This is a genomic window from Bradyrhizobium sp. LA2.1 (genome assembly GCF_040547725.1).
Lineage (GTDB): Bacteria > Pseudomonadota > Alphaproteobacteria > Rhizobiales > Xanthobacteraceae > Bradyrhizobium > Bradyrhizobium barranii.
The window spans coordinates 27,838-45,058 of record NZ_JBEPQI010000024.1 but is presented as its reverse complement, the minus strand read 5'-3'; the positions used below and the strand labels follow the sequence as shown (position 1 = coordinate 45,058).

The window sequence follows — 17,221 nt, the reverse complement described above, 5'->3', positions numbered from 1 at the left end:
ATGCCCGAGCGATATATCAAGTCCGAGCCCTACGCCTGGCCCTACAATGGCGATCTCCGCCCCCAAAACACCGCGCTCGTCATCATCGACATGCAGACCGATTTCTGCGGCATCGGCGGCTATGTCGACAAGATGGGCTACGACCTCTCGCTGACGCGGGCGCCGATCGAGCCGATCAAGAAGCTGCTCGCGGCCATGCGCGCCCAAGGCTTTCACATCATCCATACCCGCGAGGGCCATCGCCCCGATCTCTCCGACCTTCCCGCCAACAAGCGCTGGCGCTCGCGCCAGATCGGCGCCGGCATCGGCGATCCCGGCCCCTGCGGCCGTATCCTGGTGCGCGGCGAGCCGGGCTGGGACATCATCGAAGAGCTTGCACCACTGCGGGGCGAGCCCATCATCGACAAGCCCGGCAAGGGCTCGTTCTGCGCGACCGACCTGGAGCTGATCCTGCGCGTGCGCGGCATCGAGAACATCGTACTGACGGGCATCACGACCGACGTCTGCGTTCACACCACCATGCGCGAGGCCAACGACCGCGGTTTCGAATGCGTCCTGCTGCACGATTGCTGCGGCGCGACCGACAAGAGCAATCACGATCATGCACTGAAGATGATCAAGATGCAGGGCGGCGTGTTCGGCGCGGTCTCGACGTCGGACGCCTTCATCGGAGCTATTTCGTGATCATCGGCGAAACGCCGCCGCCAGCAGGCGCCTTCGGCGTCGACGCCATCGCCATGACCATGCGCTTCGGCGACTTCCTCGCGCTCGACAATGTCGAGCTGAAGGTGCGGCCGGGCTCGTTCCACGCGCTGCTCGGCGAGAACGGCGCCGGCAAGTCGACGCTCGTCAAATGCATCATGGGCTATTACCACGCGACCGAAGGCGACATCCTCGTCGGCGGCCGCGAGCAGGCGGTCGCAAATCCAAAGGACGCCCACGCGCTCGGCCTCGGCATGGTCTACCAGCATTTTACCCTGGTGCCGGCCATGACGGTCGCGGAAAATCTCGTGCTGGCCCGCGACGATGTGCCGGCCGTGGTGAACTGGCCAAAGGAGATGAAGGAGCTCGAGGCTTTTCTGGCGCGGATGCCGTTCAAGGTGCCGCTCGGCGCCAAGGTCTCCGACATCTCCGCCGGGGAGCGGCAGAAATGCGAGATCCTCAAGCAGCTCTATCTGAAGCGCCGCTTCCTGATCCTGGACGAGCCGACTTCGGTGCTGACGCCCGCGGAGGCCGACGAAGTGCTCGGCATGCTCCGCGACATGGTCGTCAAGGGCGAGCTGACCATCCTGATGATCACGCACAAATTCCGCGAGGTCATGGCCTTCGCCGACGACGTCACGATCCTGCGCCGCGGCAAGCTCGCAGGTGCCGGCAAGGTTTCCGAACTCACACCGGATGCGATGGCGCGAACCATGATCGGCGCCGAAGAACTGACCGTGCAGCCGCCGCGCACCGGCGAAGCCGGCAAGGCGCGTTTGGAGCTGGAAAAGCTCCGCGCGCTCGACGATGCCGGCGCCATGGCCGTCCATGACGTCTCGCTCACCGTGCGCGCCGGCGAGATCGTCGGCATCGCTGGCGTCTCCGGCAACGGCCAGCGTCAGCTTGTCGAGGTGCTGGCCGGCCAGCGCGAAGCCGAGAGCGGCGAGATCCGCGTCGCAGGCGATCCCTATCACGCCAGCCGCGAGGAAATGCGCCGCCACAAGATGTCGCTCCTGCCCGAGGAGCCGCTCAAGAACGCCTGCGTCGGCGGCATGAGCGTCGCCGACAACATCGCCTTCCGCGAATTCGACCGCGCGCCCTTCGCCAGCGGCGGCTGGTGGCTCAACCGCGGCGCCTTCCGGGAGGACGCGAAGAAGAAGATCGCCCAGTACAAGATCAAGACCCGCACGCCCGATACGCCGATCGCGGCGCTGTCGGGCGGCAACGTCCAGCGCGCCGTGCTGGCGCGCGAGCTTGGCGGCAACGTCGAGGTGCTGATCGCGGCCAATCCCTGCTTCGGCCTCGACTTCGCGGCGGTGGCGCAGATCCACGCCGAGATCATGGCCGCCCGCAACCGTGGCGCCGCCGTGCTGCTCGTCAGCGAGGACCTCGACGAATTGCTCGAACTCTCCGATCGGCTGGTGGTGATGTTCCACGGCGAATTCGTGTATGAAGCACGAACCAGCGAAGCCGATCTCACCGTGGTCGGTCGGCATATGGCGGGGCATTGACCAGGGAAGAGCGATGAGCGGCGGATCCGAGCGCGACGAGCACTTCCTCCGCCTGTCCTTTACGGTCGCGCGCCGCTCCCTCACCCATGGCAACCATCCGTTCGGCTGCGTCGTCGTCGATGCCGCAGGCAAGGTACTGATCGAGACCGAGAACGGCTACATGCCCGACCACGACGGCACTGCGCATGCCGAGCGCCTCGCGGCCACGCAGGCCTGCCGTAGGTTCGACCGCGAGGTGCTGGCGAAGGCCACGCTCTATTCCTCCGCCGAACCCTGCGCGATGTGTGCCGGCGCGATCTACTGGGCCGGCATCGGCCGTGTGGTCTACGGCCTCAGCGAGCACCGGCTGCGCGGCGTCACCGGCAACCATCCCGAGAACCCCACGCTCGATTTGCCCTGCCGCGAGGTCTTTGCCAGCGGCCAGCGGCCGACGGAGGTTGTGGGGCCGCTGCTGGGGGACGAGGCCGAAGCGCTGCACGACGGCGTGTGGACGAAGTAGGCGCCGCCACATACTCGGCTTCGTAGCCTTCGTAGGGTGGGCAAAGCGAAGCGTGCCCACCAATCCCAACCGCTCGGAGAGATGGTGGGCACGGCGCGTTGCGCCTTTGCCCACCCTACGCTCTCACAAACGCCGATGACGCCGCGCATCTCTGCGCGGCGCCATCCTAACCTGAAGACCTTCAGCCGATCAGAACTTCACAGTGATACCCCCGTAAACCGTCGACTCGGTGCAGCTGTTGGTGCTCTGGCCGGTCGCGGCGACCGTGCAGACGCCGGGCATGGCGTTGTGGTCGAGGCCGAACTTGTTCTGCCAGTAGCGGTAGGCGACCCAGAGGTCGACGAAGTGCGAGTACTTGTCACCCCAGGCGGCCTTCGAAGCGTCGAAGGTCAGACGGATCGGTTCGCTGTTCAACTCGACCTTGGAAGCAGTAGAGAACCGGCCAGGGCCGGAGAGCGCGGGAAGGCCGTTCGAGTCGCCCTTCGCTCCATACCAGCCGGCGCGGCCGCTGATGGACCAGAACTGCATACCCGGCGGCAGGAAGCCGAGGTCCATGTAGTAATTGATTTCGACGGCCCAGGTCGGGTTGTAGCTGACATTGCCATCGGAATTACAGCTCACACCCGGGAGGGGGCCAGCAAAACCGCTGCCGCACTGAGTGAAGGCGTTGTGGTTGGAGAACTCCCAGTACATCAAGGGCGCGACGTTGATGTAGCCCTTGTAAGGAAGATCGAAGGCGAACTGGAGACCGGCAACGACGTCCCGCTTCGCGGGCGCCAAGAAGGTGTTCTCGGAATTGCCATCCATACCGACTTCAAACGAGATGTTCTGCAGCGGCCCCGTGGTGAAGGCCTTGGTGTTGAAGAGCTGGTTCCAGCCGAAGGTCGAGCGGAACAGGCCGTAGATCTCGGTCGCGCCGGCGCAGTCGGCTGCACCGAAGGAGGAGGACAGACCAGGTGCGATACAGGGCGAAGCAGGGTCGTTATGACCCGACTTGAACATGGAGATGGTGAAGAAGTTGGTGCCGTAGGCCCAGAGGTCGAAGTGCGTGAACGAATAGACCTGCTTGGCGGTGGTACCGTTGATGCTGCCGTTCGGATTGACGCTCCACATGCCGGGGTCAGTGCCCTTGGGCATCCAGGAGAACGTGACGCGGTTGTCGATCACCAGGAAGAACGGGACGTCCGACGCTTTCTTGGCAGCCTTGACCGGCAGGTCCGCTGCCTGAGCCAGGCCACTGGTAGCGAGTGTAGCAATCGACAGCGCCGCGGCTGCGATTGCCTTGAAACCAAACGACATCCTGAATACCCCCAAGTTTGGACACGTAAAAATGAACGCCCCTTGGGTGCGACACTTGCGCCGATCTCCCGGAGTGAGAAGCCTCAACTTTTTTCAAGGCATGCCGCTTGTTTCGGCAGGAGGCGGCCTTTCAACCCGGGAATTCGAGGATTTTTTCCGTTTCGCTGCTGCGTGCGTGCGGTGACGCGATGCCGAAGATTCCCGTTTGATTTCATTTGTCTTTCGTGGCGGCGCAAGAATGCAGACACAATTGACGACAGCGACCGTTGGCCCGGTCGGGAATTGCATACGCGCGCCGGCGCGACTTTGCTCAACTTCACGTCAGGCCTGCACAGCGGGTTCCGATTTGGTTTGAGCCGTCACAAATTTGCAACAGGCGTCTCTCGCAGGAGCCGCCGCAATGGCTCTCCCGAATGTGGGTTGACGACGATCATCGACTGACAAGGGCCGCGACTCGCGACACAGACCGCCTGCCGAAGCGTTGAGCAAGGGATGACGCTTTTTCACATCTTACGCGACGGTTCAAACTAGCCCACAATTGAGGCACTTCACCCCGTGCCAGCGCATCCGCGAATGTTAGATCAGACGTCCAACGACCTGCATTCCGGCGAGCCCCCTCTGCTTCAGACGATCGGGCTCACGAAGCGCTATGGTGATTTCCTCGCCAACGATTCCATCGACATTGGTATCTGGCCCAAGGAAATCCACGCTCTGCTCGGCGAGAACGGCGCCGGCAAGTCGACGCTGGTCAAGGCGATCTACGGGCTGATCCAGCCCAGCGCCGGCGAGATCCGCTGGCAGGGCCACCCCATCGTGTTGTCGGGTCCATCAGAGGCGCGCAGCCGCGGCATCGGCATGGTGTTCCAGCATTTCTCGCTGTTCGACAATCTCACGGTTGCCGAGAACGTCGCGCTCGGCCTCGACGGCAGGGAATCCTTCAAGGACATGTCGGCGCGGCTGGAGCAGGTGTCGAAGACCTATGGACTGCCGCTCGATCCCAGGCGCGAGGTCTGGCAATTGTCGGTCGGCGAGCGCCAGCGCATCGAGATCGTCCGCGCGCTGATGCAGGATCCGAAATTCCTGATCCTGGACGAGCCCACTGCCGTGCTGACACCGCAGGAGGCCGACCAGCTCTTCATCGTGCTGGAACGCCTCAAGGCCGAAGGCCGCGCCATCCTCTACATCAGCCACAAGCTCGACGAAGTGAAGCGGCTCTGCGACACCGCCACGATCCTGCGCGGCGGCAAGAAGGTCGAGACCTGCAATCTCCGACTCGAGACCGCGGCCTCGCTCGCGCGGATGATGGTCGGCGGCGAGATCAGGGAGGTGAAGGCACCGGCAGGCCGGAAGACCACCGTGCCGCGACTCGTCGTCAACGACCTTTCACTCGCGCCGAGCGAGGCGCATGGCGTGCGGCTCGAGCACATCTCGTTCGAGCTGAAGGGCGGCGAGATCCTCGGCATCGCCGGCGTCGCCGGCAACGGCCAGGACGAGTTGTTCGCCGCGCTCTCCGGCGAGCGCCTGTCGAACGACCCCGGCACCGTCGTGATCGAAGGCATCGCCGCCGGCCACCTCTCGATCACCCGGCGCCGCAAGCTGGGCGCGGCCTTCGTCCCGGAGGAACGGCTCGGCCACGGCACCGCGCCGCGCATGAAGCTGTCGGAGAACGCGCTACTGACCGGGCACGCCGCCAGCGGCATGGTCCATCACGGCTTCATCGACACCGCGGCGACACTAAAGACCGTGGACCGCGCGACCGAAACGTTCGACGTTCGCAAGGCCAAACGGGACCCGGAAGCGGCGAGCCTGTCCGGCGGAAATTTGCAAAAGTTCATCGTCGGCCGCGAGATCCTGCGCAACCCCGCGGTGCTGGTGGTGAGCCAGCCGACCTGGGGCGTCGATGCCGGCGCCGCCGCCGTGATCCGTCAGGCGCTGCTTGATCTCGCAACCGCAGGCGCCGCCGTGCTCGTCACCAGCCAGGATCTCGACGAGCTCGCCGAGATCGCCGACCGCATCGCCGTGATGTTCCATGGCCGGCTGTCGGCGCCGCTTGCAACAAGCGAAGCCACGCGCGAAAAACTCGGCCTGTTGATGGGGGGCAGCAGCCTGGAGCCGAAGGAGGCCGCGCATGCAGTTGGTGCTTGAGAAGCGCGTCGAGCGTTCCAACACGATCGCGCTGGTCTCGCCGCTGATCGCGATCGGGCTGACGATCGCCACCATGACCATCCTGTTCGCGATCCTCGGCAAGAATCCGCTTCTCGCTCTGCATGCCTATTTCATCGCGCCGTTGACCGACGGCTATTCGCTGCAGGAGATCGCGGTGAAGGCGACGCCGCTGGTGATGATCGCGATCGGGTTGTCGCTCTGCTATCTCGCTAATGCCTGGAACATCGGCGCCGAAGGGCAATTCCTGATCGGCGCGGTGGCCGGAAGCTGGATCGCGGTGAAGACGCAGGGCACCGATGCCGGGGCCTGGGTGCTGCCGGCGATGCTCGTGCTCGCCGCCGCCGCAGGTGCGCTCTATGCGCTGATCCCGGCGATCTGCAAGGTGAAGTTCGGCGCCAGCGAAATCCTGACCAGCCTGATGCTGGTCTATGTTGCCGACCTCTTCCTCGACTATCTCGTACGTGGACCCTGGCGCGATCCGCATGGATTCAACTTCCCGACCACCGCGGAGTTCGATCCTGTCGCAACGGTGCCGCTGCTGATCGAAGGCGGCCGGCTGCATCTCGGCTCGATCATCGCCCTGCTCGTCGTCGCGGCAGCCGCGATCCTGCTCGGCCGCACCATCAAGGGCTTTGAGATTCGCGTGGTCGGCGCGGCGCCGCGCGCCGCACGGTTCGGCGGCTTCAACGCCAACCAGTTGGTCATCCTGACTTTCGCTGTGTCGGGCGCGCTCGCCGGGCTCGCCGGCATCATCGAGGTCGCGGGTCCGGTCGGGCATCTCCAGCCCGGCATCTCGCCAGGCTACGGCTTCACCGCGATCATCGTCGCCTTCCTCGGCCGGCTGAACCCGCTTGGAATACTAGTTGCAGGCCTTTTTCTCGCATTGACCTTTATCGGCGGCGAGCAGGCGCAGATCGCGATGAAGATCCCGTTGGACGTCACCAAGGTCTTCCAGGGCATCCTGCTGTTCTACGTCCTCGCCTGCGATTCGCTCATTCTCTATCGCTTCAAGCTGGTTTTCCCGAACCGACAGGTGGCCAGTGGAACTGGTTGAAGCCATCATCCTCGCGGTGCTCGCCGCATCGACGCCGCTCCTGATCGCCGCGACCGGCGAGCTCGTCACAGAGCGCTCCGGCGTCCTCAATCTCGGCGTCGAGGGCATGATGATCGTTGGTGCGGCCTGCGGCTTTGCGGGTGCGTGGCTCACCGACTCGATCTTCATCGGCGCGCTGTTCGGCATCGTCGCGGGCACGCTGATGTCGCTGGTGTTCGCGCTGATGACGCTCGGGCTCGCCGTCAACCAGGTTGCAACGGGTCTCGCGCTGACCATCCTCGGCGTCGGCCTGTCCGGCCTGATCGGCGCCGGCTTCGTCGGCGAGCGCATCACGCCCGCGATGCACCTCTATATTCCCGGCCTCACGGACATGCCGCTGATTGGCCGGGCCTTGTTCGGCGAGGACGCCTTCGTCTATTTCTCCATCGCACTCGTCATCGGCGTCTGGTGGTTCCTGTACCGCACGCGGGCGGGTTTGATCCTCCGCGCCTGCGGCGACAACCATGTCTCCGCGCATGCGCTCGGCTATCCCGTGCTGCGCATCCGCACCTTCGCCGTGATGTTCGGCGGCGCCTGCGCAGGCCTCGCCGGCGCCTATCTGCCGCTAGCCTATACGCCGTTCTTCATTCCCGGCATGACCGCGGGCCGCGGCTGGATCGCGCTGGCGCTGGTCGTGTTTTCGTCCTGGCGGCCGGGCCGGCTCGTGGTCGGCGCCTACCTGTTCGGCGCGGTGACCATCCTGCAACTGCACGCGCAGGGCTGGGGTGTCGGCATCCCCTCGCAGTTCATGTCGGCACTGCCTTACCTCGCAACCGTCATCGTCCTGGTCCTGCTCTCCCGCGCGCGCACCGGCGGCTCGACCGCGCCGGCTGCGCTCGGTACCGTGTTCGTGCCCGACCGCTGAGTTTCATTTCCGCGGCGTGCGCGATGGGGCGTGCACCTTGCGGATCGTGGCTTTCCCCTGATGTTTGGAGATTGATGATGAGGAAATCACTTCTTGCGCTGGCTGCCGGGCTTTTGCTTGCCGGAAGCGTCAGTGCAGCCTCCGCCGCCGACAAGCTGAAAGTCGGTTTCATCTATCTGGGTCCGATCGGAGACTTGGGCTGGACCTACCAGCACGACCTCGCGCGCCAGGCCCTGGTGAAGGAGCTGGGCGACAAGATCGAGACCACCTATCTCGAGAACGTGCCCGAAGGTCCCGACGCCGAGCGCTCCATCGAGCAGCTCGTCCGCGCCGGCAACAAGCTGATCTTCACGACCTCGTTCGGCTACATGGACCCGACACTGAAGGTCGCCAAGAAATATCCGAACGTGCATTTCGAGCACGCCACCGGCTACAAGCGCAACCCGAACATGTCGACCTACTCGGCCAAATGGTGGCAGGGCCGCTACATCCAGGGCCTGATCGCGGCCAAGATGTCGAAGTCCGGCGTGCTCGGCTATATCGGCTCGTTCCCGATTCCGGAGGTCGTCTCCGGCATCAACGCGACGATCCTCGCGGCGCAGACCATCAACCCGAACATCAAGGTCAAGATCATCTGGGCCAACACCTGGTTCGACCCGGGCAAGGAGGCCGACGCCGCCAAGGCGCTGATCGACCAGGGCGCCGACGTGATCATGCAGCACACGGATTCGCCGGCGGCGATGCAGATTGCCAGCGAACGCGGCAAGCTCGCTTTCGGCCAGGATTCCGAGATGATCAAGTTCGGGCCGAAGACCCAGCTCACCTCGATCCTGGACACCTGGGGCCCTTACTACATCGAGCGCGTCAAGGCCGAGCTCGCCGGCACCTGGAAGTCCGAGGACAGCTGGGGTGGCCTCGACAGCCATATGTTTGCGATGGCGCCCTACACCAACATGCCTGACGACGTGAAGAAGCTCGCCGAGGATGCCCAGGCCGCGATCACAGCGGGCAAGCTGCATCCATTCAAGTGCCCGGTCGTTGGGCAGGACGGCAAGCCGGTCGAGTGCAAAGGTGGCGATCACCTCGATGACGGCCAGATCCTCGGCATGAATTTCTATGTCAAAGGCATCGACGACAAGCTTCCGGGCAAGTAGCACGCTTCTTGCATTGTCTAGATCACCTGCTCCTCCCGGAGGAGGTTCGGAGGGGGTGGCCAGAAGCACCCGGCACTTGTGGTCGCCCCCTCTTTCTTTTTTGCCCGGATTATCCCGCCTGCATCGCCCGCGCCGCGGAACCGTGGCGGCGAATGAGATCGGGAACATCCAGTCCCGGGATCGCGCCGTCGATCACGGCCCATTGGCCCGCCACCATCACCCGGTCGGCCCGATGCGCCCCGCACAGCACCAGCGCGGCCAGCGGATCGCCGTGACCGGAGAAGCGTAGCTCGTCGAGCCTGAACAGGGCGAGATCGGCAGCCTTGCCGACGGCGATCTCACCCAGCTCCGGCCGGCCGACGCAGGCCGCCGAGCCCTTGGTCGCCCAGCGCAGCGCATCCTTGTGGCTGACCTTGGCCACTCCGTAGCGCGCCCGCTGCAGCAGGAACGCCGCCCGCACCTCCTGCATCAAATTCGATCCGTCGTTCGAGGCCGAGCCGTCGACGCCGATGCCGATGCCGACACCGGCCTCCTCCATCTCGCACACCGGGCAGCAGCCCGACGCCAGAATTTGATTGCTGCATGCGCAGTGGCTGATGGTGGTCTTGGCCTTGCCGAGCCGCTTCATCTCCTCCGCATTGAAGAAGATGCCGTGGGCGAGCCAGGTCCGCGCATTGAGCCAGCCGCATTGCTCGAGATAGTCGAGCGGGCGGCAGCCATACATCTGCTGGCAGAATTTGTTCTCGTCCTCGGTCTCGGCGAGATGGGTGTGCAGGCGGACGTCGAGCTTGTCGGCGAGATCGGCGGTGGCGCGCATCAGCGACGTCGTCACCGAGAAAGGTGAACATGGCGCCAGCGCGATCTGCACCATCGCATCCGTGCCGCGCTGGTGATGCTTTGCAACCACCCGCTCGCTGTCGGCGAGGATCGTGTCCTCGTCCTGTACGACGCTGTCAGGCGGCAGGCCGCCGTCGCGCTGCGACAGGTTCATCGAGCCGCGCGTGAGCAGCACCCGGACACCAAGCCGTTTTGCGACTCCGACCTCGATATCGACGGACTCCTCGAGCCCCGCCGGGAACACATAGTGGTGATCCGTTGTGGTGGTGCAGCCCGAGAGCAGGAGCTCGGACATCGCCACGGTGACGCCGAGCTCGAGCGATTCCGGCGTCATCCTCGCCCACACCGGATAAAGCGCCTGGAGCCAGGGAAACAGCTCGCGGTCCATCGCCGCCGGCAGCGCTCGCGTCAGCGTCTGGTAGAAATGATGATGCGTGTTGATCAGGCCCGGCAGCACGACATGCTCGCCCGCGTCGAACACCGCGACATCCGCCGTCGCGGGCCTGCCGCCAGCCGGCACGAGCTCGACAATCCGGCCATCCCTCACCACGATCCCGCGCTCGGCACCATCAGCGAGGATGGCGAGGGGATCCCTGATCCAGATCGGCTTTGCATCGCTCATGATCGTGGTCCCCTCACATCCGCTGATGACAAGGCCGGCAAGGCGGCCGCCGGCCCGATCACCTTCATGCTACGACTTGCTTGTTGCGACTTGGCTCCGGTCTTGCAAGACTCATCTGTACGATTCACGGGCGAAAGCTTTGGCGCAGCCATGGATTTGAATACCATCACGACGGTGGCCCATCCGCAAACGCGCGCACAACTGCCCGCCTGGGCGGAAGGTGATGCTTGGCTCGCGGGCGGCACCTGGCTGTTCTCGGAGCCCCAGGTCCACCTGAAGCGGCTGATCGATCTCACTGACCTGAAATGGCCGGCGCTGACGATCACCGACACCCATCTCACCATCTCCGCCACCTGCACCATCACGCAGCTCGACGGTTTCGCCTGCCCGCCCGACTGGCTCGCAGCCCCGCTGATCGGCCAGTGCTGCCGGGCTTTCCTTGCTTCATTCAAGATCTGGAAGACCGCGACGGTCGGCGGCAATCTCTGCATGTCGTTGCCGGCGGGACCGATGATCTCGCTCACATCAGCGCTGGACGGCGTCTGCACCATCTGGAGGGCCGGCGGCGGCGAAGAGAAGATACCCGTCGTCGACTTCGTTATTGGCAACCAGCGCAACCGCCTGACGCCAGGCGACCTGATCCGGCAGATCGATATCCCGATTGCCGCGCTGAAGCGCCGCACGGCCTTTCGCCAGATCTCGCTAGCCCCTGTCGGCCGCTCTGCGGCGCTTCTGATCGGCAGCCTGGATAGCGATGGCACGCTGACGCTGTCGGTGACCGCATCGACCGTGCGACCGATCCAGCTGTCCTTTCGCAAGGCTCCGGACGCGGGCGCGCTTCGCGACGCGATCGCAGAGCAGATCCCGGATGATCTGTACCACACCGACATCCACGGCAAGCCGCTCTGGCGCAAGCATATGACGCTACGGCTCGCCGAGGAGATTCGCGGCGAGCTCCTGGGGGCGATGCCGTCATGAGCTTCGAGGTCAACGGCAAGACGTTCCCGCAAGAGCCGCGCGCCGGCCAGTGCCTGCGCACGTTCTTGCGCGAGCTCGGCCATTTCGGCGTGAAGAAGGGCTGCGATGCCGGCGATTGCGGTGCCTGCACCGTGCTGCTCGACGGCGAGCCGGTGCACAGCTGCCTGATCCCGGCGTTCCGCGCCGAGGGACACGCCGTCACCACGATCGAAGGCCTCGGTGGCGACCATGGCGCGCATCCGATGCAGCAGGCCTTCCTCGATGCGCAGGGCTTCCAATGCGGCTTCTGCACCGCCGGCATGATCCTGACCTGCGCCTCGCTGAACCAGGCGCAGCGCACTGATCTCGGATCGGCACTGAAGGGCAATATCTGCCGCTGCACCGGCTATCGCTCGATCGAGGACGCACTGCTCGGCAAGACCAATGTCGAGGAGAGCGTCGAGCCCGGCGCCGCCTTCGGCCGCAGCCTTCCGGCCCCAGCAGGCCCCGATGTCGTGCGCGGTAAGGCGCACTACACCTTCGACACCGCCATCGACGGCCTGCTGCACATCAAGCTGCTGCGCTCGCCGCACGCCCACGCGAAAATCGTCGCGATCGACAAGTCGGATGCCCTTCGCGTGCCCGGCGTGCAGGCGGTGCTGACGCATGAGGATGCGCCATCGGTTCTGATCTCGACCGCGCGGCACGAGAAGGACTGGATGGATCCGGAGGATACCCGCATCCTCGATGACGTCGTCCGCTTCATCGGCCAAAAGGTCGCCGCCGTCGTCGCCGAGAGCGAGGCCGCCGCCGAGGAGGCGTGCCGGCGGCTGAAGGTCGATTACGAAATCCTGCCTGCGCTGATCGATCCGGAGCAGGCGATGGCGCCGGGTGCACCTGTCATTCATCCTGACCGCACCACCGCGAACCGCATCGCCGATCCCCAGCGTAACCTCGCGGCGGAGACGCATGGCGAATACGGCGACGTGGCGGCGGCACTCGCCACGTCTGCCGTCACCTATGAGGCGACCTTCCACAGCCACCGCGTGCAGCACGCCGCGCTGGAGACCCATGGCGGCCTCGCCTGGCTTGATGCTTCCGGCGTGCTCAATGTCCGCACCTCGACGCAGGTGCCGTTCTTGACCCGCCGCGCGCTGTCGGACATCTTTGAGCTCCCCTTGGACAAGGTCCGCGTGTTCTGCGAACGCGTCGGCGGCGGCTTTGGCGGCAAGCAGGAGATGTTCGTCGAGGACATTCTGGCGCTGGCTACGCTCAAGACCGGACGACCGGTCAAGCTGGAGCTGACCCGCGAGGAGCAGTTCATCGCGACCTCGACGCGGCATCCGATGCGGGTCCACATCAAGGCCGGCGCCGATGCCGACGGCCGGCTCACCGCGCTCCAGCTCGAGGTGCTCTCCAACACCGGCGCCTACGGCAATCACGCCGGGCCCGTGATGTTCCACTCGCTGTCCGAGTCCATCGCCGTCTACAACTGTCCGAACAAGAAGGTCGACGGCTTCGCCGTCTACACCAACACGGTGCCATCGGGCGCGTTTCGCGGCTATGGCCTGCCCCAAACGCAGATCGCGATCGAAGCCGCGATCGACGAATTGGCACGGCAGCTCGGCATCAGTCCCTACGACATGCGCCGGCGCAACGTCGTCAAACCAGGCGATCCCATGCTGTCACCGCCGCCGTCCGAATTTCACGACGTGCTCTATGGCTCCTACGGGCTCGACCAGTGCCTCGACCTTGTCGAACGCGCCATGCAGGCCGATGGCCCGCAGCTGGACCTGTCGCCGGAGTGGCTGATCGGCGACGGCGTCGCGCTGACCATGATCGACACGGTGCCGCCGGCCGGCCATCTCGCGGATGCGATGATCGCGCTCAACGACGACGGCGGCTTCGACCTCACCGTCGGCACCGCCGAGTTCGGCAACGGCACCAGCACCGTGCACCGGCAGATCGCGGCGACGACGCTGGCAACCACCGCCGACCGCATCCGCCTGCGCCAGTCCGACACCGCCCATGGTGGCCACGACACCGGCGCCTATGGCAGTGCGGGCACCTTCGTTGCGGGCAAGGCAACGCATGCAGCCGCGATGCAGCTTGCGACCGAGCTAAAAGCTGCAACCGCCAGCGCCTGGCTGTGCGACGCCGCGAGCTGCACGCTCGACGACGAAGCCGTCGTCAGCGGCGTCCGGCGCATGTCCTTTGCGGAGCTGGCGAAGCTCGCGCGCGAACGCGGGCAGCCGTTCGCAGGCACCGGCAATTCCGAGGGAACGCCGCGCTCGGTCGGCTTCAACGTCCAGGGCTTTCGCGTTGCCGTGAACAAGGGCACCGGCGAGATCAAGATTCTCCGGAGCGTGCAGGCGGCGGACGCCGGCGTCGTCGCCAATCCCATGCAGTGCCGCGGCCAGGTCGAGGGCGGCGTCGCGCAGGCGATCGGGGCGGCGCTCTACGAGGAGATGGTGATCGACGCGACCGGCCGCGTCACCAACCCGAAATTCCGCGACTACCACCTGCCCTCCTTCGCAGACGTTCCGCGCACGGAGGTCTTCTTTGCCGAGACGTCCGACACGATCGGGCCGCTGGGCGCCAAATCGATGAGCGAGAGCCCGTACAATCCGGTCACCGCCGCGCTCGGCAATGCGATCGCGGATGCCACCGGCATCCGCTTCACCGCGCCGCCGTTCAAGCCGGACCGGCTGTTTCCGGCGCTGCACGAGAAGTTTGGGAATTAACTTCCACGATAGGTCGAGTAGCTCCACGGCGTGACCAGCAGCGGCAGGTGGTAGTGGCTTTCCGGCTCGCTGATCGCAAAGCGCAGCGGGATCTCGTCGAGGAACGGCGGGTCTGACAACGGCACGTTGCGCTCGGCGTAATATTTGGCAACGCTGAATTTGAGCTCGTAGCGGCCGATCGGCAGCGGACGACCGCCGATCAGCGGCTGGTCGGTGCGGCCATCGGCATTGGTGATTGCGCGCGCGATCACGCGGCTCTCACCGAGGCTCGCGAGCTCGACGAGCTCCACCGGGATGCCGGCTGCAGGCTTTCCGGCGTGATTGTCGAGCACATGCGTGGAAAGCCGGCCATGCACTCTCAGCTTGTCGTCGGCGACGACGAGCTGATCGAGCCGCAGCGCGGAGATACGACCGATCTCCTCGATCGCGCGCCGCGTCTCTGTCTTGGCGATATTGCGCAACCGCGTCTCGAAGTCGCGCAGCACGGAATCCCTGGTGTGACGGCGCACGCAGACGATGTAGGGGAAGCCGAACTTATCGCGATAGGCATAGTTGACGCGCTCGAACGCGGCGTATTCTGCATCTGAGAGACGGTCGAGGCCGGCGCTGTTCTGCTCGTCGGTCGATTCTGCAGTGAGCCCCGCTGCACGCTGAGTCTTGTTGGCGAGATCAGGATGCGCCCGGATCAGCGCGAGCTGCACGTCGGGCTCGGCAGCCTGGATCGCCGCCATCAGCGCTGAGTGCAACTGGTTGATACCGGCGAACGGCCGCTGCCCGGCAAGTTTCTCCGCAATCCACGGTGAATATTCGACGACGTTGGCGAGGACCGCGACAAAGCCGGCCTGATCAGCAGCATTGAGATCGGCGAGCGAGATTTGCGCCATCGTCCTCACCCGATCTCGAATGCGTCGGCGGCAAGATGCGCATGCTTGTCGTGCCAGTGCTGCGCGATCTGGAGCCGCGTCGGCACCCAGACGCGATCGTGCTTGCCGATATAGTCGAGGAAGCGGATCAGTCCCGCGGCGCGGCCGGGCCGGCCGGCAAGACGGCAGTGCAGCCCCACCGACATCATCTTCGGCGCGGTCTCGCCCTCGGCATAGAGCACGTCGAAGGCGTCCTTCAGATAGGTGAAGAACTGCTCGCCTTCGGCAAACCCCTGCGGGTTGATGAAGCGCATGTCGTTGGCGTCAAGCGTATAGGGAATGATGAGCTGCTTGCCGTTCGCGCCCTTGACCCAGTAGGGCAGATCGTCGGCATAGGAGTCGCAGAGATAGAGGAAGCCGCCCTCCTCCATCAGGAGGCGGTTGGTGTTGATCGAGGAGCGCCCGGTGTACCAGCCGAGCGGCCGCGAGCCCGTCGCCTCGGTGTGGACGCGAATGGACTCGGCGATCTCGGCACGCTCCTGCGCCTCGATCATGTCCTTGTGCTCGATCCATTTCAGGCTGTGGCTTGCGATGTCCCAGCCTGACTCCTTCATCGCCGCGACAATTTCGGGATTCCGCTTCAGCGCGGTGGCAACGCCGAACACAGTGGTCGGCCACTTCCGCTCGTTGAACATCCGCCACAGCCGCCAGAAGCCGGCGCGCGAGCCATATTCGAACATCGACTCGATATTGGCGTGGCGCTGGCCCGGCCAGGGCTGCGCGCCGAGGACGTCGGACAGAAACGCTTCCGAGGCGCGATCCCCGTGCAAGATGTTGTTCTCGCCGCCTTCCTCGAAGTTGACGACGAACTGCACCGCGACCCGCGCGTTGTCAGGCCATTGCGGATGCGGCGGGTTGCGGCCGTAACCGCGGAGATCGCGCGGGTAGCGAGTATCCGTCACTCAGACTTCCTCGAAGCGGATCGGCAGGGCACCCTTCCAGAGCACGCTCTTGCCGAGGGTCGCAAGATTCTCGAGGCCCGAGGTCAGCGTGATGAAATGGTTGCCGGCGAGCTGGCCCATTTTGCTGGCGAAGTGTACGCCGCCATAGGCGAGCAGGATCTCGGTTTCGCTGATACCGCCGGGATAGAGGATGATCTGACCCGGCGCGGGATAGCTCGTGTGGTTCTCGTAGCCGACGCCGAAATCGAGATCGCCGAGCGGCATCCAGACGCCCTCGCCGCTCCAGCGCACATGGATGATGTGGCTTTCGAACGGCAGCGCCTTGCGGAACGCAGCGACGGTCTTGGGCGCCAGTTGCTCCTCGAAGCGGGCATCGAAGGTGAAGTCGCCGGCGCGGATAACGAGTTTGCTCATCTCATCTCTCTGGATCGGGGGCCAAAGGCCCACGGGGAATTTTCAAGCAAAGAGCATTCCAGAAGGCTTCACGCAAGTGGCGCGGCCCGTCATCTGCGGTCGTAGGACCAGCCGAAAATACCGCTCCGCCGCACCTCCGGCTCGGGCTCGGCGGCGGGCGCGGCCGAAGGGGGCGCCTCCTTCAGTTCCGCCTGTGGCGGAGGTGGAGGCGGCGCCGGCAGATTCTCGCATTTCATGGAGTAGACCAGCTTGCCGTCCGCGGTCCGCCCGATCGGGGCGCAGGGGTCTGGATGCGCTGCCGAGGTCTTTGGCGTGAGCTTCACCTGCGCGGCCGCCGGCGACGCGATCAGGAGAAGGACCAGCAGATATTTCGACATCGTTGTCGCCTGAGAACTCAATTCGCGTCATTGAACCGGATTGCCAGGGGCAAGTCCACCGGCGCTGCGGGCGCGATTGCCGAATATTTGGCCGGGGCCAGAAAATTTGCTCGCCCCAACGTGATGGCCGCGCTTCAGATCGTGAAACCGGCCCGG

15 protein-coding genes are annotated in these 17,221 nt (G+C 65.0%); 9 read left to right on the top strand and 6 right to left on the bottom strand.

Annotation, left to right across the window (positions count from 1 at the left end; genetic code table 11):
* Genes biuH through ABIB95_RS35145 form a run of 3 tightly spaced genes read left to right on the top strand, consistent with a single transcriptional unit; the run spans position 1 to position 2,712 of the window.
* Positions 1-684: a biuret amidohydrolase gene (gene biuH, locus ABIB95_RS35155; RefSeq protein ID WP_354246412.1), complete on the top strand. Its 684-nt coding sequence runs from the start codon at positions 1-3 to the stop codon at positions 682-684.
* Entirely contained in the window at positions 681-2,213 is a 1,533-nt protein-coding gene (locus ABIB95_RS35150; protein WP_354246409.1) for an ABC transporter ATP-binding protein, read from the top strand. The genes biuH and ABIB95_RS35150 overlap by 4 nt, the downstream gene beginning before the upstream one ends.
* A 13-nt stretch (positions 2,214-2,226) precedes the next feature.
* Complete coding sequence (locus ABIB95_RS35145; protein ID WP_354246407.1) at positions 2,227-2,712, top strand: nucleoside deaminase; 486 nt, start codon at positions 2,227-2,229, stop codon at positions 2,710-2,712.
* A gap of 189 nt (positions 2,713-2,901) precedes the next feature.
* Here the strand turns inward: ABIB95_RS35145 and ABIB95_RS35140 are convergent, their stop codons facing one another.
* Positions 2,902-4,011, bottom strand: a complete 1,110-nt coding sequence (locus ABIB95_RS35140) for a hypothetical protein (RefSeq protein ID WP_354246404.1) — start codon at positions 4,009-4,011, stop codon at positions 2,902-2,904.
* Positions 4,012-4,584: 573 nt separating this feature from the next.
* On the opposite strand from ABIB95_RS35140, the gene ABIB95_RS35135 reads away from it, so the two are divergent.
* The 4 genes from ABIB95_RS35135 (at position 4,585) to ABIB95_RS35120 (ending at position 9,289) form a co-directional block, all read left to right on the top strand.
* Positions 4,585-6,156, top strand: a complete 1,572-nt coding sequence (locus ABIB95_RS35135; protein ID WP_354246402.1) for an ABC transporter ATP-binding protein — start codon at positions 4,585-4,587, stop codon at positions 6,154-6,156.
* On the top strand, positions 6,140-7,231 hold the full coding sequence (locus ABIB95_RS35130) for an ABC transporter permease (protein WP_354246399.1): 1,092 nt from the start codon (positions 6,140-6,142) through the stop codon (positions 7,229-7,231). The genes ABIB95_RS35135 and ABIB95_RS35130 overlap by 17 nt, the downstream gene beginning before the upstream one ends.
* Entirely contained in the window at positions 7,218-8,135 is a 918-nt protein-coding gene (locus tag ABIB95_RS35125) for an ABC transporter permease (protein ID WP_354246396.1), read from the top strand. The genes ABIB95_RS35130 and ABIB95_RS35125 overlap by 14 nt, the downstream gene beginning before the upstream one ends.
* Before the next feature lie 77 nt (positions 8,136-8,212).
* The gene (locus ABIB95_RS35120; protein ID WP_063986211.1) at positions 8,213-9,289 is read left to right on the top strand and encodes a BMP family ABC transporter substrate-binding protein; all 1,077 of its coding nucleotides are present in this window, start codon (positions 8,213-8,215) and stop codon (positions 9,287-9,289) included.
* Positions 9,290-9,398: 109 nt separating this feature from the next.
* Here the strand turns inward: ABIB95_RS35120 and ABIB95_RS35115 are convergent, their stop codons facing one another.
* On the bottom strand, positions 9,399-10,748 hold the full coding sequence (locus tag ABIB95_RS35115; RefSeq protein ID WP_354246393.1) for an 8-oxoguanine deaminase: 1,350 nt from the start codon (positions 10,746-10,748) through the stop codon (positions 9,399-9,401).
* A gap of 150 nt (positions 10,749-10,898) precedes the next feature.
* Here ABIB95_RS35115 and ABIB95_RS35110 point away from each other — a divergent pair, with 150 nt between their 5' ends.
* Both ABIB95_RS35110 and ABIB95_RS35105 read left to right on the top strand, forming a co-directional pair.
* Positions 10,899-11,726: an FAD binding domain-containing protein gene (locus tag ABIB95_RS35110; RefSeq protein ID WP_354246390.1), complete on the top strand. Its 828-nt coding sequence runs from the start codon at positions 10,899-10,901 to the stop codon at positions 11,724-11,726.
* Entirely contained in the window at positions 11,723-14,449 is a 2,727-nt protein-coding gene (locus tag ABIB95_RS35105; RefSeq protein WP_354246387.1) for a molybdopterin-dependent oxidoreductase, read from the top strand. Before ABIB95_RS35110 ends, ABIB95_RS35105 begins: the two co-directional genes overlap by 4 nt.
* Here ABIB95_RS35105 and uraD read toward each other — a convergent pair.
* The 4 genes from uraD to ABIB95_RS35085 all read right to left on the bottom strand — a co-directional run bounded on the left by uraD (position 14,446) and on the right by ABIB95_RS35085 (position 17,065).
* A complete protein-coding gene (gene uraD, locus ABIB95_RS35100) occupies positions 14,446-15,333 on the bottom strand; it encodes a 2-oxo-4-hydroxy-4-carboxy-5-ureidoimidazoline decarboxylase (RefSeq protein WP_354246384.1) in 888 nt (295 codons plus the stop codon). The genes ABIB95_RS35105 and uraD overlap by 4 nt on opposite strands.
* Before the next feature lie 5 nt (positions 15,334-15,338).
* Positions 15,339-16,274 carry an allantoinase PuuE gene (puuE, locus tag ABIB95_RS35095; protein ID WP_354246381.1) on the bottom strand — a complete coding sequence of 312 codons (936 nt, stop codon included), beginning with the start codon at positions 16,272-16,274 and terminating at the stop codon, positions 15,339-15,341.
* Entirely contained in the window at positions 16,275-16,688 is a 414-nt protein-coding gene (locus ABIB95_RS35090) for a DUF3830 family protein (RefSeq protein ID WP_014493672.1), read from the bottom strand. It lies immediately after the preceding gene.
* A gap of 89 nt (positions 16,689-16,777) precedes the next feature.
* Positions 16,778-17,065 (bottom strand): hypothetical protein, encoded by a 288-nt coding sequence (locus tag ABIB95_RS35085; RefSeq protein ID WP_038934641.1) that lies wholly within the window; start codon positions 17,063-17,065, stop codon positions 16,778-16,780.
* Positions 17,066-17,221 lie beyond the last annotated feature (156 nt).

Bases quoted from the DNA above. Each gene is read 5' to 3' on its own strand.
- ABIB95_RS35130 (WP_354246399.1), top strand. From the start codon at position 6,140: ATGCAGTTGGTGCTTGAGAAGCGCGTCGAGCGTTCCAACACGATCGCG.
- ABIB95_RS35135 (WP_354246402.1), top strand. From the start codon at position 4,585: ATGTTAGATCAGACGTCCAACGACCTGCATTCCGGCGAGCCCCCTCTG.
- ABIB95_RS35085 (WP_038934641.1), bottom strand. From the start codon at position 17,065: ATGTCGAAATATCTGCTGGTCCTTCTCCTGATCGCGTCGCCGGCGGCC.
- uraD (WP_354246384.1), bottom strand. From the start codon at position 15,333: ATGGCGCAAATCTCGCTCGCCGATCTCAATGCTGCTGATCAGGCCGGC.
- ABIB95_RS35090 (WP_014493672.1), bottom strand. From the start codon at position 16,688: ATGAGCAAACTCGTTATCCGCGCCGGCGACTTCACCTTCGATGCCCGC.
- ABIB95_RS35115 (WP_354246393.1), bottom strand. From the start codon at position 10,748: ATGAGCGATGCAAAGCCGATCTGGATCAGGGATCCCCTCGCCATCCTC.
- ABIB95_RS35110 (WP_354246390.1), top strand. From the start codon at position 10,899: ATGGATTTGAATACCATCACGACGGTGGCCCATCCGCAAACGCGCGCA.
- ABIB95_RS35105 (WP_354246387.1), top strand. From the start codon at position 11,723: ATGAGCTTCGAGGTCAACGGCAAGACGTTCCCGCAAGAGCCGCGCGCC.
- ABIB95_RS35120 (WP_063986211.1), top strand. From the start codon at position 8,213: ATGAGGAAATCACTTCTTGCGCTGGCTGCCGGGCTTTTGCTTGCCGGA.
- ABIB95_RS35140 (WP_354246404.1), bottom strand. From the start codon at position 4,011: ATGTCGTTTGGTTTCAAGGCAATCGCAGCCGCGGCGCTGTCGATTGCT.
- ABIB95_RS35145 (WP_354246407.1), top strand. From the start codon at position 2,227: ATGAGCGGCGGATCCGAGCGCGACGAGCACTTCCTCCGCCTGTCCTTT.
- biuH (WP_354246412.1), top strand. From the start codon at position 1: ATGCCCGAGCGATATATCAAGTCCGAGCCCTACGCCTGGCCCTACAAT.